This window comes from Paenibacillus sp. FSL H8-0168, assembly GCF_038592955.1.
GTDB lineage: Bacteria > Bacillota > Bacilli > Paenibacillales > Paenibacillaceae > Paenibacillus > Paenibacillus polymyxa_B.
This window is the reverse complement of the sequence record NZ_CP151948.1, coordinates 4,815,612-4,837,788: the sequence shown is the minus strand read 5'-3', so window position 1 is coordinate 4,837,788 and position 22,177 is coordinate 4,815,612. Positions and strand designations below refer to the sequence as shown.

The window sequence follows — 22,177 nt, the reverse complement described above, 5'->3', positions numbered from 1 at the left end:
AATATATGAACAGTTGCTCATATATAGTTAATTGGAGGCCAATGATTATGGATGCTCTAAAAAGAACGGAACGGCATGAATGGATTTTGGAAGGTTTGGATTGCGCCAACTGTGCTCTAAAGATTGAAAATGGAGTCAGTAAAATAGAAGGGGTCCTGGATTGCTCGGTCAATTTTGTTACGAAAACGTTGACGATGACCACAAGTTCGGATCAAAAAGAAGAGGTTTTTCGCCAGACTGAACGGAAGGTTCAAAGACTCGAGCCGCATGTTCGAATGGTTGTAAAAAATGCTCGTGGCCGCCTGCATGAAGACAGTCGAAGCAATGCTGGTGCAGTACAGTCAGACTGCACAGATGATTGTGCATGCGGTCATAAACATAATAGTGAAGGTGAAGGGCATACACACGAGGTCGAGCAACATGCGGCTCACAGCCACGCTGATCATCATCATGGAGCACATGGCAAGCAAGCCCATACGCACGATGGACACAACCACGGCGATCATGGACACGAGCATCACAACCACCATGCAGAGCACGAACATGGTGAAGCCAACCACGCTCATTCACATTCGCATGGAGATGATGGCCACGCTGGGCATACGCATGATCACGGTACGGACGGTATGCGCCGCATGATTGCGCGTTTGGCTATTGGTGCGGTCGTTGCGGCTGTTGCCTGGTGGTTACCTGTCGAAGGTGTAGGCAAGCTGGCCCTATTTTTACTGGCATATATCATCGTTGGCGGTGATGTTGTCTTGCAGGCTGCACGCAGTTTAGTGCGTGGAATGGCCTTTGACGAATACTTCCTGATGACGCTGGCTACTGTTGGTGCATTTGCCATTGGGGAATACCCGGAAGGCGTAGCTGTCATGTTCTTTTATCAAATCGGAGAGCTGTTTCAAGGCATCGCAGTTAACCGTTCACGTAAGTCCATCAGTGATCTGATGGATATTAGACCGGACTATGCCAACCTGAAGACGGCTGAGTCCGTACGGAGGGTGTCCCCAGAAGACGTTCGCATTGGGGATTTGATTGTGATTAAGCCGGGCGAGAAGATCCCGCTGGACGGTAAGGTTGTAGATGGTAAATCGCATGTGGATACTTCTGCGTTGACTGGTGAATCGGTGCCTCGTACCGTAGAGCCAGGAAGCAACGTGTTGAGTGGATTTATCAATACGAACGGACTTCTAACGGTAGAGGTTAGCAAAGAATTTAGTGAATCCGCGGTCTCTAAAATTTTGGAATTAGTGCAAAATGCGAGTGCCAAAAAAGCGCCGACTGAAAAGTTTATCACGAAATTTTCCAGATACTATACTCCAGTAGTGGTTATTGTAGCGCTGTTGTTGGCGGTTGTTCCACCGCTTGTTGTGCCAGGTGCACAATTTGCAGATTGGGTATACCGTGCGCTTGTTTTCCTCGTTATTTCTTGTCCTTGTGCGCTGGTAGTATCCATTCCACTGGGCTTTTTTGGGGGAATTGGGGCAGCCTCCCGTTCAGGTATTCTGATCAAGGGCGGGAACTATCTTGAAGCTCTGAATCATGTGAAATACGCTGTTTTTGATAAAACAGGTACACTCACCAAAGGTGTTTTCCGTGTAACAGGGATTTATCCTGCCGGAGATTTTACAAACGAAAGCTTGCTCGAAACCGCCGCTTTGGCGGAGCTGCATTCCACACACCCTATTGCTGCGTCTTTGCGTGAATCCTACGGTAAAGAACTCAGAGCAGACCGAGTTCAGCAATATAGTGAAATATCGGGTCACGGGATTCAGGCACAAATAGATGGTCGTCTGGTATCGGCCGGGAACGCCAAGCTCATGGAGCGGGAGCATGTGGCTTTTAACGCGGCGCAGCAAGCAGGGACGCTGGATGAAGGAACGGTCGTACATGTGGCTGTAGACGGAACGTATGCTGGGTGCATTCTGATTTCAGATGAGGTTAAGGAAGACGCAGCCCAAACGGTTGCTTCACTGAAAAAGTTGGGTGTGGTGAAAACCATCATGCTGACGGGTGACAATCGGACAGTTGCCGAGGCTGTAGGACGACAGCTGGGTTTGGATGAAGTACGGGCAGAGCTGTTACCTCAGCACAAAGCTGAAGCTATCGAGCAGTTGTCTGCAAGTAAAAAAACGAGCGACAAAATTTTGTTCGTAGGCGATGGGATTAATGATACACCCGTACTGGCACTGGCAGATGTCGGTGTAGCGATGGGCGGTTTGGGATCGGATGCTGCGATTGAGGCGGCAGATATCGTAATCATGAACGACGAGCCTTCAAGGCTAGTTACGGCGATCCATATCGCTAAGCGCACACGTCGTATCGTATGGCAAAACATTATATTTGCGCTAGGCGTCAAAGCTGTGTTTCTTACGCTGGGAGCATTCGGTATTGCTACTATGTGGGAGGCTGTATTTTCCGATGTAGGTGTAACATTGCTAGCCGTATTGAATGTGATGCGTGTATTGAAGGTTCGTTCTTACGAATAAAAATAAACACCCCTGGGTTAGCATTGGATGTATAGGCATCCTGTGAAGACCGGGGGTGTTTATTTTATAGGTTCCTTTTTCGAGTGGTCTTGTACCATCAGGATAGAGATTTATTTTGGGATGTAGGGTAGTTGTGCCGAAATGTATAAATGTGTGGCGTGCCTAATACGTTAAGGTAGGGGCTTTACAAGTAAGGCCCATGTAAAATTCGGTTGCTCCATTATGGGTAAGCGTTTTCTTTATTTGGAGGGGTACTCGAATTCGTGTGTGCCAACTTGCTGACGGAAGAAAGGATGGATTAATAGCATGGAGGCTAAACTGATGCATGTATTCGCAGAGCTGTTGGGTGGCAAAAATAGCCGGGATCTCAAAGTTCCAGAGCCGGGTATGGAGGCTGCTGCACAGAGGTTGGCTATGGAGACGCTAAAGGCAGGCAGCCATGAAGTATCTGCTACGCAGGAGGAAGATCAATTGGGCTGGCTGGTTGGTTTAGCTGAGCAGGGCGTAATCAGTCGAGCAGAGGCTTTGATGGCTGCGAATCCGGAATTACTTGAGGAAACGATGCTGAATAACGGCAACGATATTGGGCAAGCAATGGGCACACTCCTAAAATGGAGCGATGAATACAGGCGCACCTCCATACGGATTTATGCCGATGCTCCTGCAAGTTTGAGTCGTATAAGCACAGAGACAGCATCAGAAATAGGCAGTTATGACGGTTATAGTCTTCTGCATGGTCCCTTGTCACTGGCATCTGGCCGTGTAGGGAAACTATGCTATGCCTATCTGGACGTAGCAGAGTCTGGACAGACGATTCATGCCCCTGACGGGGAGCCCGATCCCATCCTTATTCCCGGTTCACGTGCATCTGACACGTACAAAACCTTTAACCAGGCATCTGGCCTGCCTGGATTGTGTGAGCATTTGTCCCGTCGAATTATCAGTTTGCTGGAAACACAATATGAAAGCTTATTCGAGTCTTTGAACGGATCACCACTCACTATAGCCCTAATTGAGCAGAACAATGCAGTGGGTATTGGAAGCTTGCAAGATATGCAGCTGGAGGCATTACTGCGTGCGGCGTTGCGGAGCGTGCGGCAGGGGGGAGAACCCAAGCTGGAGATTATAGTGCGCAATCCGGCTGACGTGGACGAATTCCGGGCAACGCGAGACTGGATTGACGGCGTTGCAGAGCAGACTTTATGCGGGCGTCTTCGGTGCATTCCATATCGGGTAGGTGTGCTTTTGACAGTTGACCCGTCTTTGGTGCCTAACGTAAGCCAAACAGGGAACAGGCAAGCCGCACGGTCGGGGGAGTCAGCCAATTCCAATAACATGTCCGAAGTGAGCGTACGACAGATCAAGCAGGTAGCTCAAGCTGCAGATCTGGCACGTTTTGCCGATACGGTCATCTTAGAAGTCATACCAACTTCATCCGATGGCATTAGGGCTGAGGATCAGTTGATTCCATCCGGTGTCGATGGTCATGAGAATAATAGTGATACGATAAAATGCATAATGGAAGCTGTTCGACGTGTAAAGCCTGAGCTTCCTTTATGGGTAGCAATAGATGAAATTAACCATTCTCTGGATAGAATTTCGATCTTGGAGAATGAGTTGACGGGGGTCATTTGCCCGGACACAGCGGTTCCCACTGCACGCCTTGCGGCTGCGCGTTTGGGATTGCAACAGCCCGGAGATCGTCAGCACACTTCAGGAACTGCACACAATCATGCGTGGAAGTTTCCTTTAGCCTGAAGATAACCGGAATTCTTGGAATAGGATGCTTTAAATATGGAGGATACCTGCGGTGTTTGCGCGGGTATCTTTTTTTATTTAGGCCATTGCTGGTTTACAAGTGGAAAAGAAAAGATATATAATAAAACAAAAGTTTCGCTAATCCAAAATAATTGTATAGATGCAAAAATGATTATCATTCTCATTGTCAAACATGCTGCTTCGGACTTCCCGAAGCAGCATGTGCTATTTTAGGGCACTTAACAATGGATATCATTCTCAATGAAATGCTAGTACAAGGAACAAAATATGGAAAGGAACGTGACATGATGCAAGCTGCTCAACGATTACAAGATACATTGTCTCCCTCTAACCGAACCCTTTCAAAAAACAGTGGCAGCGGACGACCCGGTCCGAATCGCAAGCCGCAATTTCAGCTTAAAAGCATGCTGAAAAATAAGGAGATGCAAGCTGCTCTAGGTAGTGGATTGCTGATGCTGATGGCATGGGGAGTCTCACATTGGTGGCAATGGCTATCGGTCATTCTGTATGTAGTGTCCTATGCCCTTGGGGGCTGGTCCAAAGCCAGAGAAGGGGTCGAAACACTGATCCGAGAACATGATCTGGATGTTAATCTGCTCATGATCGCTGCCTCCCTAGGAGCTGCGGCCATTGGCTATTGGAATGAAGGAGCCATGCTGATCTTTATTTTTGCACTCAGCGGTGCGCTGGAGAGCTATACCACCGAGCGTAGTAGTAAGGATATTTCTGAGCTCATGGCATTGAAGCCGGAAACGGCTTTGCGCTTGTCTCGCGAGGGGACGGAAACAGTCGGCATTGAGCAACTGTTGCCAGGCGACCTGCTGCTGGTGAAGCCGGGCGAACTGATTCCGGCGGACGGCCGAATCTCCAAGGGCGTTTCGGCAGTGAATCAGGCATCTATTACCGGTGAGTCTGTTCCGGTAAATAAGGTGGAAGGTGACGAAGTATATGCCGGCACCATCAATGGAGAAGGCGTGCTATATGTAGAGGTTAGTCAGTCCTCAGAGGACACTTTATTTTCAAAAATCATTCGTATGGTGGAAGAGGCCCAGACCGAAGTTCCCGATTCCCAGCGGTTTATTAAAACGTTCGAATCGGTGTACGCCCGAATTGTTGTTGCTGTCACGCTGATCGTCATTGCCGGTGCACCCATAGCATTAGGCTGGACGTGGGCAGCAGCGTTCTACAAGGCTATGGTGTTCCTCGTCGTGGCCTCACCCTGTGCGCTCGTGTCATCCATTATGCCAGTGATGCTATCGGCCATTTCCAACCGTGCCCGACGAGGCATCCTGTTCAAAGGTGGTGCACATGTGGAGAATATGGCATTGACTTCTGTTGTTGCTTTTGACAAAACAGGCACGTTAACGATGGGGTCACCTGTCGTCACGGATTGGATTACCGCCGCAGAATACGATGCCGATGAGCTATTGCACATTGTTGCTACAATTGAAAGTTATTCTTTGCATCCGCTGGCGCGAGCGATTGTAACCAAAGCGGAAGCTGAATTGGGACAGAGAGATCTTCTCCCAACCGAGCAAGTGCAGGCACTCACCGGATGGGGAATGGAAGGCATCATAGGCGGGGTGAAGTGGAAAATCGGTCGTACAAATGTACTGGATGGACCTGGTTCTCTGGCAGAGCCAGATTGGATGGAGAGTCGGGCCCGGCTGGAAGCTGAGGGCAAAACCGTATCCATTATCCTCGCGGATGATCAGATTGCCGGGATGCTGGCACTACGCGACGAGCTGCGTCCGCAGGCCCAAGAGTCCGTGAAACGCCTGCAAGCGCAGGGGATCCGGGTCGTCATGCTGACCGGAGACCGCCCAGAAACGGCTGCTGTGATCGCGGAGCAGGCCGGAGTCGACGCCGTATATGCTGGCTTAATGCCGGAGGACAAAGTCAGCCATATTCGCATGCTGCGGGAGCAGTACGGGCATGTCGTCATGGTCGGCGACGGTGTGAATGACGCTCCAGCGTTGACTGCGGCAACCGTAGGACTAGGCATGGGGATGCATGGCAGCGGAGCAGCGCTAGAGGTCGCTGACGTGGTATTGATGAACGATGGAATCGAGGAGATCGCTCCGACGATAGCACTGGCGCGCAAGGCGCAGCGGGTGGTCAAACAAAATATGATCTTCGCGGTAAGTGTCATTTTGCTGCTTGTGATCAGCAACTTTGTGCAAGATATAGCCCTGCCATTTGGGGTGATTGGACATGAAGGCAGCACATTACTTGTCATTTTGAATGGCCTGCGCTTATTGCGGTCATAGGACTAATAATCACAAGATGACAAACAGAAAGGAGCATTCATACCTCTTAAAATCCAAGGGGTGAATGCTCCTTCTTTTACAGTACCAGCCTGTCTGAAAGGCAAGTTCATCTTATACCTCTTGTTCGCCAACGCTGTACGTCTATCTTCGGCGCGGCGTAGACCGTCGCAAGAACAAGGAAAACAATAGCCCCGCTAGTGCAATCCCTGTAGCAATGATGAAGGCATCATTAATGCCATGGATCGTTGATTCTGTAACGGCACTTCGGTACACCTGTTGTAGCGCCAACGATGAACCACTTTCTGTTGAAATGCTCGCTGTTTGCGCGAGGGTTTGTCCCAACTGTGCTACCCCTTCGGTTAAAGGAACATTGGCGGTGGTAGCGACATTCGCATAATCCGCTACATGAATCGTGGTCCGGCTACTCATTACAGTTATGAGCCAAGCGGTACCGATAGACCCGGCAATTTGCCGTACTGTATTGGACATGGCTGTACCATGGCTGCCGAGATGGGGAGGCAGCTGGTTTAACCCTTCTGTCTGGACGGACATCATCAGCAATGACATTCCGAAGCTGCGAATCGTATAGATGATCATAATATGTCCGTAGGTGGTGGCATCGGTCAGCAGACTGAATTCCCATGTCGTGACTGCCGTAATAATCAGTCCAATGATCGCCAACGGCCTTGCGCCTATACGGTCAAATACTGCCCCTGATATCGGTGACATCACACCCATCAGCAGTGCACCCGGCAACAGCAGCAGACCGGATTGCAGCGGTGTAAAGCCGCGTATATTTTGCAAATAGATCGGTAGCAGCAGCATCCCGCCAAACATCGTCATGTTGACGGTAGCCCCAACTAAGGTCGATACAGTAAAAATATCATATTTAAACACACGGAACTCCAGCATCGGCTGTACCATATTCAGCTCGCGCACGATAAACAATACAATAAACACAACCCCGGCAGCGAGTGTAAGTATTACCGTATTGCTATCCCAGCCCTTGTCTCCAGCTGAACTAAAGCCATACAGCAGGAAGCCAAAGCCCAGTGTGGAAAAGATGGTTCCCAACAGGTCAAAGTTCGGTTTTGTTAGCTTGGATACATTTTTGAGCCAGCGTATGGCAAACAGAATATCAATGATTGCCAGCGGAATAACGAGTAAAAATAGCAGTCGCCAGCTGTAATGCTCCACAATCCAGCCGGATAAAGTTGGTCCAATCGCCGGGGCAAACATCATGGCGATCCCCATGGTACCCATGGCGGCGCCCCGTTTTTCCGGAGGAAACACAGTCAGGAACACGTTCATGACTACAGGCATGATAATGCCTGCTCCGCTGGCCTGAATAACGCGTCCAACCAGCATAGGCGCAAAGCCGGTACTGGCAGCGCAGACGACAGATCCCGCAGTAAATAACCCCATCGCGGAGATGAATAGCGCACGTGTTCCGAATGACTCAATCAGAAAAGCGGTGATAGGAATCAAAATCCCGTTGGTTAGCATATATCCGGTGGATAGCCATTGAACGGTCGTGGCAGACACATTGAAATCATTCATCAAGTGTGGAATGGCCACGTTAAGCAGCGTTTGATTCAAAATCGAAATGAAGGCGCCTAGCAGCAGCACGGACAGAATACGTCCGACGGACATTTTTTGATCCATGACAGCCTCCTACTTGTGAACTCTGATGGTCGCACTCATTCCCGGGATAATACCCAGCCCCTTGTAACCTTGAATGGAAATATTGACAGGTACGACCTGCGTCACCTTGGTATAGTTGGCAGTGGTATTGGAAGTGGGCAGTAGTGAAAAAGTCGATGCGGTTGCCAGGCCGATCTTTTCGAGTTTACCGCTCAGGGACGTATCCGGGTAAGCATCAATATATACATCAACGGTCTGTCCTACTTGAAGATCCTGTACAGCCGTTTCATCTATATTGGCAGTAATCCATAAATTGTTTAGATCAAAAGCCTTCGCTAAAGGTGTGCCCGCCCCAACAATCGAGTTGTTGACCGCAGATTGCTGCACGATAGTACCATCGGTTGGAATCGTAACGCTAATTCGGCTTCCGCCTCCCTCAACACTACCAAGTGTGCTTCCAGCAGTGTAGGTTTTGCCAACTTCAGCATTCCAGCCTGTGAGCTTGCCCGCGCCTGGAGAGGCAACGGTAACTGCTTGTCCGCTCACTTGGGCATTATCGGTTTTTATGTAGTTGGCGGATTGATTGTAGTAATAGGCGGCGGCTCCACCACCTGCCAGAATAATGATAATAACTAGCAGGTTGACTAATATGGCGCGTGAATTCATGTTTACATGCCTCCCTAGTTCTTGGATTTTCAAAGTATGCGTCAAATGATTCATAATATTCAGATGGGTTTTGGGCAAGGTTAAGAGCGCATGCGAAAAGGATGATTTTGTTGACAAAGGATGATGCGCATAATGACGACCAGAATCATGATTGTATATGACAGTGAAAATGGGCATACCGAACGTCTCGCTCAATCGATCGCAGAAGGAGCACACCTTGAGCACACGGAAGTGTTGTTAAAGCATGTGAATGAGGCTGATGTGAATGAGCTAGTAAGTGTGGACGCGATTATATGGGGCTGCCCAGGCCATTTTGGTACGATCAGCAGCGGTCTGAAAAGCTGGATTGATAAGCTGGGGTATCTGTGGGCACAGGGCAAGCTGGTGGATAAAATCGGCGCTGTGTTTTGCACAACCGCTACCGTTCATGGTGGATTGGAATCCACGCTTCTAAATTTGATTACTCCGATGCTTCATCAAGGCATGATTATTGTAGGACTGCCCGCTAATATTACGGAAAATGCGTTATACGGCTCCTATTACGGCGTAGGGATAACATGTCCGGTGGAGACAGACCCCAATGGACCGCCTAATCTTCCAACGGGTGATGATCTTGCACTAGGTCGCTCTTTGGGCAAACGGGTCGCTGAGATAGCGGGACGGTACCGTAGCGCTGAAAGAGAATAGGAGGCCGCCGATGACCATTGCTTTTATCGTAGTAGCTGCGGTTGCCTTTATTTTTTTGCTGGTATTTAATACGAAGATGACGCGCAAGTCCTCTCCCAAGACTCGGCCCACCGAAGAGGATACACGGCAAAGAAGCAAACGTCCTTATCCTGTGCAGGTAGAACCCGAGGTGCGTGAATTGACAGATCAAACGCGAGAGATGCAGCATAAAAATCTCGACGTCGAAGAACACCATGCCGAGGAGCATCGCAATATGCCTGATATCCAGACGGATAAGAAGGTGGAAAAGGATCGCGAGAATATCAAAGATGCTTACGGAGATCAGGATTATCGTGCGGCTTTACGTGGTTTTGCCAAAAAGGACGAAGAAAAGGATAGACGTTCCCAAATATCCAATGGAGAGAAGGAGACTCACAAAAGTGAGGACGAGCAGTACCGTGAAGCACTGCGCTCCATGAACCAAAAAAAATGAGGTATCTCCATGTGAACATGCTAAAAAGGCTACTTATCTGTCTGGATTACAGGCAGAAGGCAGCCTTTTTGTGTTGCTCGGCTATAGCCATTCGGTTAGCCCAATCATCGTAATTAAGCCGAGAATAAAAGAGAATGTGGCGATCCGCTGGTTGCCATCCCCGTGACTCTCGGGAATCAGTTCCTTGTAGACGATAAACATCATGGCTCCGGCGGCAAAAGCAAGCCCGTAAGGTACCAGTCCGTTCACCCAGCTGCTCAAATAAAAGCCGATCAGACTCGTTATGATTTCCACGGCTCCAGTGAGGGTGGCAATGCCCAATGCCTTGAAACGGCTGATGTTTTGATTCACAAGGAATAGTGCTACGATAAAGCCTTCCGGGGCATTTTGCAGGCCGATAGAGAAGGCGATCAGATTGCCGAGATTGTGAGTCTCACTCGCATAGCTGACCCCAACAGAGAGTCCTTCTGGCAAATTGTGCAATGTAATAGCTGCGATAATGAGAAAAGATTTGGACTCCAGTTGAAAGGTCTTGGAGTCTGGGTCCTCCAAATCCGCATGGGGAATGTACATTTCCATCACCAGTAATACGAGACAGCCGAGCAGGATTCCCGCAGTCAGCACGAACCAATTGGAATGCTGGATTGCTTCGGGAATGAGGTTATACACGGATGCAGAGGTCATAATTCCTGCGGCATAAGCCAACAGAACATCGCGAAGCCGATGCGTGATATTGCGCATAAACAGTATGGGCACGGCGCCGAGTCCAGTGGACAGGGCAGAAATAAAGCTACCTACAAAAACGTCATTCATAATCGGGATAATCCCTCCATACCTGATTTATCTTTAAGCTTCGCTTCATGAAAACTTCATTTGACTGTTTACAGCTATTTCCGCATAATGAAATTAGGATTTAGAATCAGTCTAAGTCATAAGAAGCTACAAAACAAGTGATTCGTTTTTGCAATATCCGGGTGTCCACATTTTGGGATAAGCTTCTGGTGGAATTACTTTTAGAGTATATGCAGTTGCCCAGCACCCGGTGCTGAAAACTCGTTATATAATACTTATGATATTTTAGGAGGAACCAAGATATGTACAAGTCCATTATTATAGGTACCGGCCCTGCCGGTTTGACCGCTGCAATTTATCTGGCACGCGCTAACATGAGCCCACTGGTGATCGAAGGACCACAGCCAGGCGGACAGTTAACTACGACTACGGAAGTCGAAAATTTCCCGGGTTTTCCTGAAGGAATCATGGGACCCGATTTGATGGATAATATGCGTAAGCAAGCGGAGCGTTTTGGCGCTGAATTCCGCACCGGCTGGGTAAACAAGGTAGACACAACGGCTCGTCCATTTACATTGGATGTAGAAGGTTTGGGTGAACTGGTTACTGATACACTGATTATTTCCACAGGGGCGACTGCCAAATATCTGGGTATTCCCGGTGAACAGGATAATATCGGACGTGGCGTAAGCACTTGCGCAACATGCGACGGCTTCTTTTTCCGTGGCAAAGAAATTGTTGTCATCGGCGGTGGAGACTCTGCCTTGGAAGAAGCCAATTTCCTGACTCGTTTTGCTTCCAAAGTAACGTTGGTGCATCGTCGTGAAGAAATGCGCGCCTCCAAAATTATGCAGGATCGTGCTCGTGCGAACAACAAAATTGAATGGGCGCTTAATCGTACTCCTGTAGAAGTGATTGCGGACGAGAACGGAGTCACTGGCTTGAAAGTACTGAATAATGCAACAGGTGAAGAGGAAATCATTACAGTTAGCGGCGTGTTCGTGGCGATTGGTCATCATCCAAATACGGGCTTCCTTGAGGGACAAATTACAACGGATGCGAACGGTTATATCGTCGTAAATCCGGGTACTTCCGAAACAAACGTGCCTGGCGTATTCGCTTGTGGTGACGTACAGGATACTCGCTACAGACAAGCGATTACCGCAGCAGGTAGTGGCTGCATGGCTGCTATGGACAGCGAGAAGTACATCGAAAGCCTGGAGCACAGCGCACTGGCCCTGTAATGATCCTTGGAAATATGAATAAATATGTTGTAACAAAATAAATGATGAGGTGATATTCATGGAAAAAGCAATAGTATACACATCTACAAACTGCCCGCATTGCCGTCAAGTAAAAAGCTATTTGAGTGAAAAAGGCGTAGAGTACGAAGAACGCAACATTGAAACCAATGAAGCTTTTGCACAAGAGGTTTGGGATATGGGCATTCGTGCCGTTCCATTGACTTTGATCGGAGAAGAACGTATTTCCGGTATGAACAAAACCAAGTTTGAAAAAGTATTGAACGCTTAATCCAACCTAACAGCATCTGTCGGTCCTGTGGATCGTCATAGGGCATAGATAAGGCCTCCATCGCAGTTACATACTGCGATGGAGGCCTTTTTATAGTCCCTAATCTTTTTTATAGGATTTTGCAAAATTCCGAGAAAAGTGGGCGTACAGGAACCTGAGTGTTCCCGTACGCTTTTTTTCTTATAAAGACACGCGTACTCGCCCCAGAAAAGGAGCTGTTGCTGCATAGGCGGCACCTAGCATCGTCGAACGGCTGCCAAGCGTGGAGAAACGAATCTGTAGTTGCCGACGGTGATAGGGCAGGGCACGTTCGTCAATCACATCACGCATGCTTTGCTCCAACCAAGGTCTGGCTTCCGCCAGTGGACCGCCGATGATAAGCATTCCGGGGTTGAGGCTGTTCACAATGTTGGTAATACCCACACCCAAATATCGCCCAATATCATCAAGGACGCTTAATGTACTTGCTTCACCTTGCTGAGCAAATGGCAGTAATTCCGCTGTATTCTGTGCAGGTAGTTTCAATGTGGATGCTACATACGCCTTCTCTGAAGCATAGAGTTCCCAGCAGCCGCGACTACCGCAGGAGCAGAGTCGTCCGTTCCAATCAATGGTCATATGACCCGTCTCTCCGGCGTACCCCCAAGCTCCTTGATACGGTTTGCCATCAATGATAATCCCGGCCCCGATCCCGGACCCTGCACTGATGTAGACCAGATTCCGCACCTGCTGTCGGTGATCGCCGTCCATCCCATAGTACAACTCGCCCTGTGCGCCGACGTTAGCTTCGTTATCCACTACGACGGGCAGACCTAGCTCGGTCTCAAGTTGCTGCCGCAGCGGAACCTCTTCCCAGCCCAGATTGGGTGCGAACAAAACGGTTCCGGTTTCATCCACCATACCCGGCACCCCCAGCCCAATGCCGACAATACCGTGAGGGGAGGGAGGAGTGGCCTGCATGAGCTCCTGAACGAGCTTTCGAATCTGTTCCATAACAAAGGCGGGATCATGCTGAGTAAGGGAAAGGGTAAGCTCAGTTTCAATGGTACCTGCCAGATCAGTCAGAGCGCCCTTGATGTACTGTACGCTCACCTCAATACCGAGTACAAAGCCTGCACGGCTGTTGAACAGCAGCATTAAAGGCTTACGCCCGCCGCTGGATTCCCCTAATCCCGTCTCATATACAAGTCCATCGGTGATGAGCTCTGCCACCAGATTGGAAACGGTAGCCTTGTTTAATCCAGTTTGACTGGATAACTGTGCCCGGGATAGCGGAGCATGAAGGCGAATACGCTCCAGCACAATAGATTTATTTAGCTTTTTGACAAGCGCCTGATCGCCAGTGACATTCATGGTTAATTCACTTCCTGTTGGTGTAATTCCTGATATTATATCATAAAAACAAACTTAGTTTAAGCAATAGACAAAGTCTTTTGGCTGTGCTAGAATCGTTTTTGTAAACGTTTACTATAAAGGAGGAACTTATAATGGCTTATTTCGAACAGGTATCTAAAATTAACTTTGAGGGCAAGCAATCCGACAATCCTTTTGCGTTCAAATTTTATAATCCACAGGAAATTGTAGCGGGAAAAACGATGGAGGAGCATTTGCGTTTTAGCATGGCCTATTGGCATACACTGGTTGCAGGCGGCTCCGATCCTTTTGGTGTAGAAACAGCGGAACGTCCATGGTCCAAGTTTACCGGGTTGGATTTGGCGAAGGCCCGTGTGGAGGCTGCCTTTGAGCTACTGGATAAGCTGAATTTACCTTATTTTGCTTTCCACGATGTGGATATTGCACCAGAAGGTGCGTCATTGAAGGAATTTTACAGCAATCTGGATACCATCGTGGACCTGATTGAGGAACATATGAAAGCTACGGGGAAAAAACTGCTGTGGAACACGGCGAACATGTTTAGCCATCCACGGTATTTGCATGGAGCTGCCTCGACTTGCAATGCAGATGTATACGCCCACGCAGCTGCTCAGATTAAAAAAGGATTGGAAGTTGGCAAACGTCTGGGCGCAGATAACTATGTTTTCTGGGGAGGCCGTGAAGGCTATGAAACACTGCTGAACACGGATTTGAAGCTGGAGCAGGACAATTTGGGACGTATGTTCCATATGGCCGTGGACTATGCGCGTGAAATTGGCTTTGACGCTCAGTTCCTGATTGAGCCAAAACCGAAGGAGCCAACGAAGCATCAGTATGATTTTGATGCCGCGACGACGATTGCCTTCCTGCAAAAATATGATCTGGATCAGCATTTCAAGCTTAATCTGGAAGCTAATCATGCAACTTTGGCGGGTCATACTTTTGATCATGAAGTACGTGTAGCACGGATTAACGGCATGCTGGGATCACTGGATGCAAATCAGGGAGATTTGCTGCTGGGCTGGGATACGGACGAATTCCCGGTTGATCTGTATGATGCCACACTAACCATGTATGAAGTGCTGCAAAATGAAGGCTTGGGCCGTGGCGGTATCAACTTTGATGCCAAGGTGCGCAGAGCATCATTTGAGCCGGAAGACTTGTTCCTTGCGCACATCGCAGGTATGGATACGTATGCGAAGGGACTGAAGGTAGCCGCTAAACTGATCGAGGATCGTGTGTTTGAAGACTTTATTGAGAAGCGCTACAGCAGCTTTAAAGAAGGTATTGGAGCAGACATCGTATCCGGAAAAGCAACGCTTGCTTCTCTGGCTGAATATGCTTTGGCGAACGAAGCACCACGTAAAAACGTATCCGGTCGTCAGGAATATCTGAAAGCAACATTAAATCAATACATTTTGGCTGACTAATATCAGAACTTATAAGGGCTGTACGATAACAGGGAAGGAGGAACTCCAATGCAGGAGAAGCTGAATCAGGAGCAGGAACGCTATGTCATCGGCGTAGATTTGGGTACCAGCGCGGTCAAAACGGTGCTGGTCAACCGTAAGGGGCAGGTAGCTTATGAAACCTCCCAGTCTTATCCGCTCCATCAGCCGAAGGCAGGGTATAGCGAACAGCACCCTGAGGACTGGGTCAGTGGCACGTTAGCATCACTGAAACAGCTTGTGGAGAAGGCCGGAATCGGCGGCACAGATGCCGTAGACGGTATTAGCTTTTCGGGACAGATGCATGGGCTTGTGCTGACTGACAAGGAAGGCCAAGTGCTTCGTCCGGCTATTCTGTGGAATGACACGCGTACAACAGCACAATGCCGTCGTATTGAAGAAAAGCTCGGATCGGAGCTGCTGAACATCGCACGTAATCGCGCGCTGGAAGGCTTCACGCTACCCAAGCTGCTGTGGGTGCAGGAGCATGAGCCAGACGTGCTGGCCCGTGCGGCACATTTTATGCTGCCCAAGGATTATGTGCGCTACTGTCTGACAGGAGAGCTGGCGACGGAGTATTCGGATGCGGCGGGCACGCTGCTGCTGGATATTGCGAACAAGCAGTGGAGCGAAGAGATCGCTGCCGCGTTTGACCTACCGTTGTCACTGTTCCCGCCGCTGGTGGAATCCTTTGATCAGACGGGTACACTGTTGCCGGAGATTGCGGAGCAGAGCGGGCTTTCGCCTGAAACGAAGGTCTTTGCAGGTGGTGCGGACAACGCATGTGGCGCGATTGGCGCCGGCATTTTGAGCGAAGGCCGCACCCTGTGCAGCATCGGCACCTCAGGGGTTGTACTTTCTTATGAGGAACGCAAGGATATTGATGTGCAGGGGCGGGCGCATTTTTTTAATCATAGTGAGCAGGATGCTTATTATATTATGGGGGTTACGCTCGCGGCCGGATACAGCTTGACTTGGTTCAAGGATACCTTTGCACCAGAGCATTCTTTTGATGCACTGTTGGCAGATGTGAACTCTATTGAACCAGGCAGCCGAGGGCTGCTGTTCACGCCTTATATCGTCGGCGAGCGTACACCTCATCCAGATGCAACCATTCGAGGTAGCTTTATCGGGATGGATGCGGGGCATAAGCTTGCGCATTTTACACGGGCAGTACTGGAGGGAATTACGTTTTCGCTCAAGGAATCCATTGATATTCTGAGAGGAACGGGCAAAACGGTGAATGAAGTGATTTCCATCGGCGGCGGTGCGCGTAATGAGGCATGGCTGCAAATGCAGGCAGATATTTTTAACGCGGATATCATTAAGCTGGAAAGCGAACAGGGACCTGCCTTGGGAGCGGCCATGCTGGCTGCTTATGGTAGCGGCTGGTTTGAATCTCTGCAAGCGTGCGCTGAAGCTTTTCTGCGTGAAGCAGCGAGATATTCCCCGAACCCAGAACGTGTGGCACAGTATGAAGGCCTATACGAGCTGTACCGTGAAGTTTACTTGCACACGCGAGAGCTAAGTGAGCATTTGGCAGTATATCGGTGAATACGGTGAGCTTTAAGCGTAAATAAGAAGCGGCTCCGGGTGTAAGAAACCCCCGGAGCCGCTTTTTTCATGTAATGATGAGTTTTTGAATTAAATACTTTTCTTGATTTTCGCATGATCTTCATTCATAGAACTCACGGCACAGCCAGGACATGACTTGCTCGACGAACACCCCGCACAGGCGCCTTGACGGCTTTTTCGTAAAAATCGTACCAACACCCACGCGCTATAACCGAGGATCACCAATAAAATGATGATATTGATCATGGAATCCACTTCCTTTTATTTACTGTAGGGCCTGACTTAACCCCAACCTAATAATCTGCCACATTGATAGATCAAAACGGCGATGATATATGCGACGGTCAAAGGATAGATCACAGAAAATGCAGTCCAACGCCACGAAAGGGTTTCTTTACGAATGACCGCTACCGTAGCCAGACACGGAACATACAGCAGAATGAACACCATAAAGCTAAAAGAGGCAAGCGGTGTAAAGGCCTGTCTGACTTGTAGTTCAAGTCCCTGCATATCAGGAACGTGGTAAATAATATTCATCGTTGATACGACAACTTCCTTGGCCATAAAGCCTGTGAGCAGGGAAGCTCCTGCTTGCCAGGTGCCAAAACCGAGAGGGGCCAGTAATGGAGCGAACCAACCCCCAACGGTGGCAAGCAGGCTGTCATTCATTTCTGCCCCGAAGCCCTGCGGACCGAAATTGGACAAGAGCCAGATGCCAACGGAACCTGCAAGAATAATGGTTCCGGCTTTACGGACGAAGCCTTTGACCTTCTCCCATGTGCTGCGGAATAGTGTAAGAGCCTGCGGCACTCGATAGGGAGGAAGTTCCACGATGAAGAGGGAGGGCTCACCCGACAAAATGGATACTTTGGAAAAAATTTTGGCAAGTATAAGTGAAACGATGATTCCTAACACATACATCAGCATGATAATGCTTGCCGCATGTGTTGGGAAAAACACACCCGCAAACAACGCATATACCGGCAGGCGGGCTGAACACGACATAAAGGGCACCAGCAACGTGGTAATGAGACGTTCTCTGGGCTGTTCAATGGTGCGTGCCGCCATAATCGCAGGGACATTGCAGCCAAATCCGATAATGAAGGGAATGAAGCTTTTCCCGTTCAAGCCAACGGCTTGCATCAGGCGATCCATGAGTATCGTGACCCGTGCCATATAACCAGAGTCTTCGATCACTGAAATTATCAGAAATAAAATAGCAATTTGAGGCAGAAAAACAAGCACACCCCCGACTCCAGCTACGATGCCGTCTACGACTAGACTTTGCGTAAAAGCAGACGCGTTCAAGTGAACGAGTAACTCAGAAATCCAAGTGCTGAGTGTCCCTGAAAAAAATCCATCCAGCATATCTGAAAGGATCGTACCCGCCCAATCGAAGGTGAACTTGAAGGTAGCGTACATCAACAGCAAAAAGATCGGAATCCCCAGATATCGGTGAGTTAATAGTGAATCCAGCCTATCCGTCAAGCTGTGCGGTCTGAGTTTGGAGGTGTCGAGTGCCTTGGTGCACAGATCAGCAATCCATGCTGTTCGTACAGAACGAATATGCTGAGCAGGGGTGATGGCATGGCCTTCACCGAGAAGTTCTTCCTCGCAACGGTGGATGCGTGCAGTTACTTGTTCACGCTGTACCTCATTCGTCATCCATTCCATGACGACAGGATTGCCTTCCAGACATTGCAGTGCGGCCCACCGCAGTTGCGGCACAGGTGCATTTGGCAGCAAGTCGCAAATATCGGTAATAGCAGCTTCAACGGTAGGGCCGTAGTCCAATTGAAAAGCATTGGATGTACGTCTTACCTCCCGAAGAGAAGCGAGCATTTGCTTACTTCCACTGCCTGTACGCGCCACCATAGGAATGATGGGAACGTTCAATTGATCGGCTAACAATTCCTTGTTTACACGAAGACCCGTGGCATCGGCTACGTCAGTCATGTTTAAGCCAAGTACAAGCGGACGGCCATACTCCAGTAGTTGTACGGTCAGATAGAGATTACGCTGGAGCTGGGAGGCATCCACAATGTTGATCAGGGCCGTAGGAGGTTCTTCCAGCAAATATCGAGTTGCGACACCTTCATCCAGCGAAAGAGGGAGTAAAGAGTAGGCGCCCGGCAAATCCACCAATACGGCAGACTTGTCACGCAGGATTCCTGTTTTCTTTTCCACTGTGACGCCGGACCAGTTTCCTACTTCTGCATACGTACGAGTCAGCTTGTTAAATAATGAGGTTTTTCCTGTGTTGGGATTACCGAATAGAGCGATCATGTCCATGTTGGAACAACCTCCAGTTGTTTCACCTGATTTTGGCGAAGGCCGACCAGCTGGCCGTTGCATTCAATGACAATAGGACCGCCCAATAAACTGATTTTTTTTAACCGTATGATGGAACCTTCGTTAATGCCCATGTCTGTTAAGCGGCGGCGCAATGAGGGATGAAGAGGGGCGAGAGATTGCAAACGCACAGTCTGACCCAGTGGCGTACGAAGGAGTGAGATACATTCTGGCATGGTGCTCAGCCTTTCTGATCTAGAATGAGAATCAATATCATTTACTTCCGATGCCAGTACCATATCATGAGGAAGTCTAGATTGCTGTGATAAAACTCTCTACGAACGACATGTCTGCTCATTATCCGATCTGTTATATAGCCGAGTATGATGTCACAACCTGTCTTGAACTGCACCCTTACTCGTCTGCAACCGACAAAACTAGAGCGTTTGGGGCAACTGTTTTTATGGTAAGATATAGCTGTTTACAACTATGCTAAGAAGGGCAGGAACGCTCTGTATGAACAGAAAAATCGGGGTTAGGCTTGTAAAATGTCTGGTTGCGGGTGCAGCGCTGGCTGTGTTGCTGCCGCAGGCTGTGGAGTGGGGCAGCAATGTGTATGCGACGTCGGTTAAGCCGGCTCCATCCGTATCATCGCAGCAGCTTCAGAACAAGCTTTTACAGGCAATGGCTACGCGGAGTGAAACGCTGACCTTTACATATCAAGGGCGAGTGAACGGTCTCAAGCAGCAATTACAGACGGCCATCCAACAGGCCATGGAGAGCGATCCGTATGTGAATTATACGATCAAAAGCTACGCATTCAGCTATACAGGTACAACGACCTCCGCTCAGGTTACGATTCGTCTAAGCTACCGGGAGACGAAGGAACAGACAGCATATGTGGATAGCACAGTTAAAGCGGTGCTGGGGGATATTATTACGAAGGGAATGACGGATCATGAGAAGGTAAAGGCCATTCATGATTGGATCGTCGTTCGCCTGAAGTATGATGAAGCACAGCAAAAGTACACAGCCTATGATGGCCTGAAAACGGGAAGCACGGTCTGTCAGGGTTATTCACTGCTGGCCTATAAAATGCTGGAACGTGCAGGCATTACGAACCGGATTGTGGAAGGAAGAGCAGGGGGCCAGCTGCATGCATGGAATCTGGTTTTATTAGATGGTCGATGGTATCACATGGATACGACATGGGATGATCCAACCCCGGATCGCGCGAACGAGGTAAGCACTTCATATTATCTGCTGACGGATACCGAAATGCGGCGGGATCACTCCTGGGTTAAGCCGTATCCTCAAGCGAATACATCGTATCGGGAAACCTTATCAGCACTGGTAACTGCCGGAGGATCAAAGGCTGCTGTGTATCAAAAACTGTACAATACCCTCGAATATCCGCTGCAAGACGGCAAGGGTCTGGTTAAATCATCTGCCGACATTAAGGAACAGGTACGTAAGATTGTAAATAAGGGAGGGACGACACTTACCTTTGCCTATCAGGGAACGGAGCGAAGTCTCAAGGAGGATTTACAATCCTTATATCAACTCGGTTTGAAATCCATTTCCTATCAGATTACGGATCTAGGAAGTACCGGCAATCTTCGTGTAACCCTGAAATGGACCTGATCATCTTGCTGTAAAAAGCTACATTAACAAAGGAGTATTTTATTTATATGCACAAGCGTTCCTTTACCTATTTGCTTGGCACGCAGACCATGTCTAATGCGGCCGACATTCTTTACATTATGGCACTTGTGTCTCTGGTTTTTCATGAAACGGACTCCATCTTCTCTTCGGTGCTCGTTCCGTTGCTGCGAATGGGAGCACAGATGATCAGCGGCTTTTTAGCACCGCTCATTTTGGCCCGATTCCAGCTTCCTTTTATTTTATTCGTTTCTCAGTTCGGACAACTGGTTTTCTTCGCTATTCTGCTGGGCCACTTGTGGTCAGCGGGTACGGAGCCGATATGGGTGATTGTGTTTACGTTGGTGGCAGCCATGTCCTTTCTGGACGGCTGGACCACGCCTGCACGTAATGCGCTGATTCCCCGCCTTGCGTCCGGGGAAGGACTCATGCGGGCAAACAGTCTGGTATCGGTCAGCGATCAGACGGTGCAATTAGCGGGGTGGGGGCTTAGTGGGGTGCTCGTAGCCATGCTAGGCTCGGAAAAAACACTGCTAGTGGCTGGCGGACTCTATATGGTAGCAATGATCTTCACCAGCTTGATTCGAGATCCACTAGAGGGCAAAGCCCATTATTTGCTGCAACCTGGAACAAGGGTGCGAGGTGGAGATGTTTCGGTTTCCGAAGCTGGTACTGAGCCCGGGCAAGGGCATCATGACTTGCCCCCTTCACAGTTGGAAGATACATTGTATGGCCCGGAATCAGAGAGCCCCGCACTACCTCCCAAACGTAAAAAGGAAATACTTCGTGAAGGCTGGAGCCTTATCGGAGCCAGTCGCAGACTGAAAGCTCTTATTTTTATGGATATGATTGACCTTCTAGGGGGTTCGGTTTGGGTAGGCGCGTTCACGCTTGCTTTCGCCCAGCAGGTTTTGCACAAGAGCGAGGCATGGTGGGGATACATCAATGCAGCGTATTTTGCAGGAGCGATTGGCGGCGGCATCGTTGTCCTCGCCTGCGTCAAGCATTTGCAGCGCAGGCTGCTGCCCGCCATGTTGGCGGGGATGGCAGGCTACGGGCTGCTGACAGCATGGTATGCACTGAACACATTACCGCCACTGACGCTGCTTATCGTGTTGCTGATGGGACTACCTGCGGAAATGTCCGTCGTATCCCGCCGCACGATGATGCAAATGAGTGTGTCCGTACAAGATTTGCCCAAGGTGCTGTCTGCCCAGGCCACACTGACAAGTTTGACCTTTTGTATTTCGCTCCTGTTAATGGGCTGGATTGCAGATCATCTAGGCATCGTTAATTTGTACTTGTTTTCTGCAGTGCTGACGCTGATTGCTGTTATATACGGTGTTTTTAGTCGTCGTGCCTTATCCATGTCTTTGTCAGCTTCATTGGAACCTTCCTCCAAATAAACAGAAAAAGCCCGTCTCCGGGCATATACAGGTGAAAATGCGGATAAACGGTCTTGGACCAGGCTTACCAGCGTGTTTTCCCTGATAT

Annotated in this window: 18 protein-coding genes; 11 read left to right on the top strand and 7 right to left on the bottom strand. The window is 49.2% G+C overall.

All coding sequences use genetic code 11. The annotated features are described in order from the left end of the window. The first annotated feature begins 47 nt into the window (after positions 1-47). The 3 genes from MHI21_RS21530 to MHI21_RS21520 all read left to right on the top strand — a co-directional run bounded on the left by MHI21_RS21530 (position 48) and on the right by MHI21_RS21520 (position 6,538). Positions 48-2,489 carry a heavy metal translocating P-type ATPase gene (locus tag MHI21_RS21530; protein ID WP_342418880.1) on the top strand — a complete coding sequence of 814 codons (2,442 nt, stop codon included), beginning with the start codon at positions 48-50 and terminating at the stop codon, positions 2,487-2,489. A 306-nt stretch (positions 2,490-2,795) separates the two neighbouring features. Beyond that, the gene (locus tag MHI21_RS21525; protein WP_342418879.1) at positions 2,796-4,247 is read left to right on the top strand and encodes a PEP-utilizing protein; all 1,452 of its coding nucleotides are present in this window, start codon (positions 2,796-2,798) and stop codon (positions 4,245-4,247) included. 308 nt (positions 4,248-4,555) lie between these two features. After that, on the top strand, positions 4,556-6,538 hold the full coding sequence (locus MHI21_RS21520) for a heavy metal translocating P-type ATPase (RefSeq protein ID WP_342420233.1): 1,983 nt from the start codon (positions 4,556-4,558) through the stop codon (positions 6,536-6,538). A gap of 141 nt (positions 6,539-6,679) precedes the next feature. Here MHI21_RS21520 and MHI21_RS21515 read toward each other — a convergent pair whose 3' ends face one another. After that, positions 6,680-8,203, bottom strand: coding sequence for a DHA2 family efflux MFS transporter permease subunit (locus MHI21_RS21515; RefSeq protein ID WP_165179334.1), 1,524 nt, complete (start codon positions 8,201-8,203; stop codon positions 6,680-6,682). A 9-nt stretch (positions 8,204-8,212) separates the two neighbouring features. Next, entirely contained in the window at positions 8,213-8,848 is a 636-nt protein-coding gene (locus MHI21_RS21510) for an HlyD family efflux transporter periplasmic adaptor subunit (RefSeq protein ID WP_103050342.1), read from the bottom strand. Positions 8,849-8,980: 132 nt separating this feature from the next. On the opposite strand from MHI21_RS21510, the gene MHI21_RS21505 reads away from it, so the two are divergent. Both MHI21_RS21505 and MHI21_RS21500 read left to right on the top strand, forming a co-directional pair. After that, a complete protein-coding gene (locus MHI21_RS21505; RefSeq protein ID WP_342418878.1) occupies positions 8,981-9,535 on the top strand; it encodes an NAD(P)H-dependent oxidoreductase in 555 nt (184 codons plus the stop codon). Positions 9,536-9,545: 10 nt separating this feature from the next. Next, complete coding sequence (locus MHI21_RS21500; RefSeq protein WP_341163105.1) at positions 9,546-10,007, top strand: hypothetical protein; 462 nt, start codon at positions 9,546-9,548, stop codon at positions 10,005-10,007. An 81-nt stretch (positions 10,008-10,088) separates the two neighbouring features. On the opposite strand, the gene MHI21_RS21495 is transcribed toward MHI21_RS21500, so the two are convergent. Beyond that, positions 10,089-10,820: a ZIP family metal transporter gene (locus tag MHI21_RS21495; protein WP_316244204.1), complete on the bottom strand. Its 732-nt coding sequence runs from the start codon at positions 10,818-10,820 to the stop codon at positions 10,089-10,091. A gap of 281 nt (positions 10,821-11,101) precedes the next feature. Here MHI21_RS21495 and trxB point away from each other — a divergent pair, with 281 nt between their 5' ends. Together trxB and MHI21_RS21485 are read left to right on the top strand one after the other, a co-directional pair. Continuing rightward, positions 11,102-12,043 carry a thioredoxin-disulfide reductase gene (trxB, locus tag MHI21_RS21490; protein ID WP_023990316.1) on the top strand — a complete coding sequence of 314 codons (942 nt, stop codon included), beginning with the start codon at positions 11,102-11,104 and terminating at the stop codon, positions 12,041-12,043. Positions 12,044-12,101: 58 nt separating this feature from the next. Next, entirely contained in the window at positions 12,102-12,332 is a 231-nt protein-coding gene (locus MHI21_RS21485) for a glutaredoxin family protein (protein ID WP_007432162.1), read from the top strand. Positions 12,333-12,512: 180 nt separating this feature from the next. On the opposite strand, the gene MHI21_RS21480 is transcribed toward MHI21_RS21485, so the two are convergent. Continuing rightward, positions 12,513-13,685, bottom strand: a complete 1,173-nt coding sequence (locus tag MHI21_RS21480; protein WP_342418877.1) for an ROK family transcriptional regulator — start codon at positions 13,683-13,685, stop codon at positions 12,513-12,515. Positions 13,686-13,819: 134 nt separating this feature from the next. Between MHI21_RS21480 and xylA the strand changes: the two genes are divergently transcribed. Beyond that, a complete protein-coding gene (gene xylA, locus MHI21_RS21475; RefSeq protein WP_061828897.1) occupies positions 13,820-15,136 on the top strand; it encodes a xylose isomerase in 1,317 nt (438 codons plus the stop codon). Positions 15,137-15,184: 48 nt separating this feature from the next. Further along, positions 15,185-16,708, top strand: a complete 1,524-nt coding sequence (gene xylB, locus MHI21_RS21470; RefSeq protein ID WP_342418876.1) for a xylulokinase — start codon at positions 15,185-15,187, stop codon at positions 16,706-16,708. Between the two features lie 90 nt (positions 16,709-16,798). Here xylB and MHI21_RS21465 read toward each other — a convergent pair whose 3' ends face one another. The 3 genes from MHI21_RS21465 to MHI21_RS21455 are packed head-to-tail and all read right to left on the bottom strand — an operon-like array spanning position 16,799 to position 19,257. Then, positions 16,799-16,975 (bottom strand): FeoB-associated Cys-rich membrane protein, encoded by a 177-nt coding sequence (locus MHI21_RS21465; protein ID WP_342418875.1) that lies wholly within the window; start codon positions 16,973-16,975, stop codon positions 16,799-16,801. Between the two features lie 36 nt (positions 16,976-17,011). After that, a complete protein-coding gene (gene feoB / locus MHI21_RS21460; RefSeq protein ID WP_342418874.1) occupies positions 17,012-19,021 on the bottom strand; it encodes a ferrous iron transport protein B in 2,010 nt (669 codons plus the stop codon). After that, entirely contained in the window at positions 19,012-19,257 is a 246-nt protein-coding gene (locus tag MHI21_RS21455; RefSeq protein ID WP_016820309.1) for a FeoA family protein, read from the bottom strand. Before MHI21_RS21455 ends, feoB begins: the two co-directional genes overlap by 10 nt. Positions 19,258-19,537: 280 nt before the next feature. Between MHI21_RS21455 and MHI21_RS21450 the strand changes: the two genes are divergently transcribed. Together MHI21_RS21450 and MHI21_RS21445 are read left to right on the top strand one after the other, a co-directional pair. After that, the gene (locus MHI21_RS21450) at positions 19,538-20,665 is read left to right on the top strand and encodes a transglutaminase domain-containing protein (RefSeq protein ID WP_165179339.1); all 1,128 of its coding nucleotides are present in this window, start codon (positions 19,538-19,540) and stop codon (positions 20,663-20,665) included. Between the two features lie 47 nt (positions 20,666-20,712). Beyond that, positions 20,713-22,089 (top strand): MFS transporter, encoded by a 1,377-nt coding sequence (locus tag MHI21_RS21445; RefSeq protein ID WP_342418873.1) that lies wholly within the window; start codon positions 20,713-20,715, stop codon positions 22,087-22,089. Positions 22,090-22,177: the final 88 nt, after the last annotated feature.

Excerpts from the sequence above, each read along its gene's own strand:
- MHI21_RS21530 (WP_342418880.1), top strand. The coding sequence starts at position 48 with ATGGATGCTCTAAAAAGAACGGAACGGCATGAATGGATTTTGGAAGGT.
- MHI21_RS21525 (WP_342418879.1), top strand. The coding sequence starts at position 2,796 with ATGGAGGCTAAACTGATGCATGTATTCGCAGAGCTGTTGGGTGGCAAA.
- MHI21_RS21520 (WP_342420233.1), top strand. The coding sequence starts at position 4,556 with ATGCAAGCTGCTCAACGATTACAAGATACATTGTCTCCCTCTAACCGA.
- MHI21_RS21515 (WP_165179334.1), bottom strand. The coding sequence starts at position 8,203 with ATGGATCAAAAAATGTCCGTCGGACGTATTCTGTCCGTGCTGCTGCTA.
- MHI21_RS21510 (WP_103050342.1), bottom strand. The coding sequence starts at position 8,848 with ATGAATTCACGCGCCATATTAGTCAACCTGCTAGTTATTATCATTATT.
- MHI21_RS21505 (WP_342418878.1), top strand. The coding sequence starts at position 8,981 with ATGACGACCAGAATCATGATTGTATATGACAGTGAAAATGGGCATACC.
- MHI21_RS21500 (WP_341163105.1), top strand. The coding sequence starts at position 9,546 with ATGACCATTGCTTTTATCGTAGTAGCTGCGGTTGCCTTTATTTTTTTG.
- MHI21_RS21495 (WP_316244204.1), bottom strand. The coding sequence starts at position 10,820 with ATGAATGACGTTTTTGTAGGTAGCTTTATTTCTGCCCTGTCCACTGGA.
- trxB (WP_023990316.1), top strand. The coding sequence starts at position 11,102 with ATGTACAAGTCCATTATTATAGGTACCGGCCCTGCCGGTTTGACCGCT.
- MHI21_RS21485 (WP_007432162.1), top strand. The coding sequence starts at position 12,102 with ATGGAAAAAGCAATAGTATACACATCTACAAACTGCCCGCATTGCCGT.
- MHI21_RS21480 (WP_342418877.1), bottom strand. The coding sequence starts at position 13,685 with ATGAATGTCACTGGCGATCAGGCGCTTGTCAAAAAGCTAAATAAATCT.
- xylA (WP_061828897.1), top strand. The coding sequence starts at position 13,820 with ATGGCTTATTTCGAACAGGTATCTAAAATTAACTTTGAGGGCAAGCAA.
- xylB (WP_342418876.1), top strand. The coding sequence starts at position 15,185 with ATGCAGGAGAAGCTGAATCAGGAGCAGGAACGCTATGTCATCGGCGTA.
- MHI21_RS21465 (WP_342418875.1), bottom strand. The coding sequence starts at position 16,975 with ATGATCAATATCATCATTTTATTGGTGATCCTCGGTTATAGCGCGTGG.
- feoB (WP_342418874.1), bottom strand. The coding sequence starts at position 19,021 with ATGGACATGATCGCTCTATTCGGTAATCCCAACACAGGAAAAACCTCA.
- MHI21_RS21455 (WP_016820309.1), bottom strand. The coding sequence starts at position 19,257 with ATGCCAGAATGTATCTCACTCCTTCGTACGCCACTGGGTCAGACTGTG.
- MHI21_RS21450 (WP_165179339.1), top strand. The coding sequence starts at position 19,538 with ATGAACAGAAAAATCGGGGTTAGGCTTGTAAAATGTCTGGTTGCGGGT.
- MHI21_RS21445 (WP_342418873.1), top strand. The coding sequence starts at position 20,713 with ATGCACAAGCGTTCCTTTACCTATTTGCTTGGCACGCAGACCATGTCT.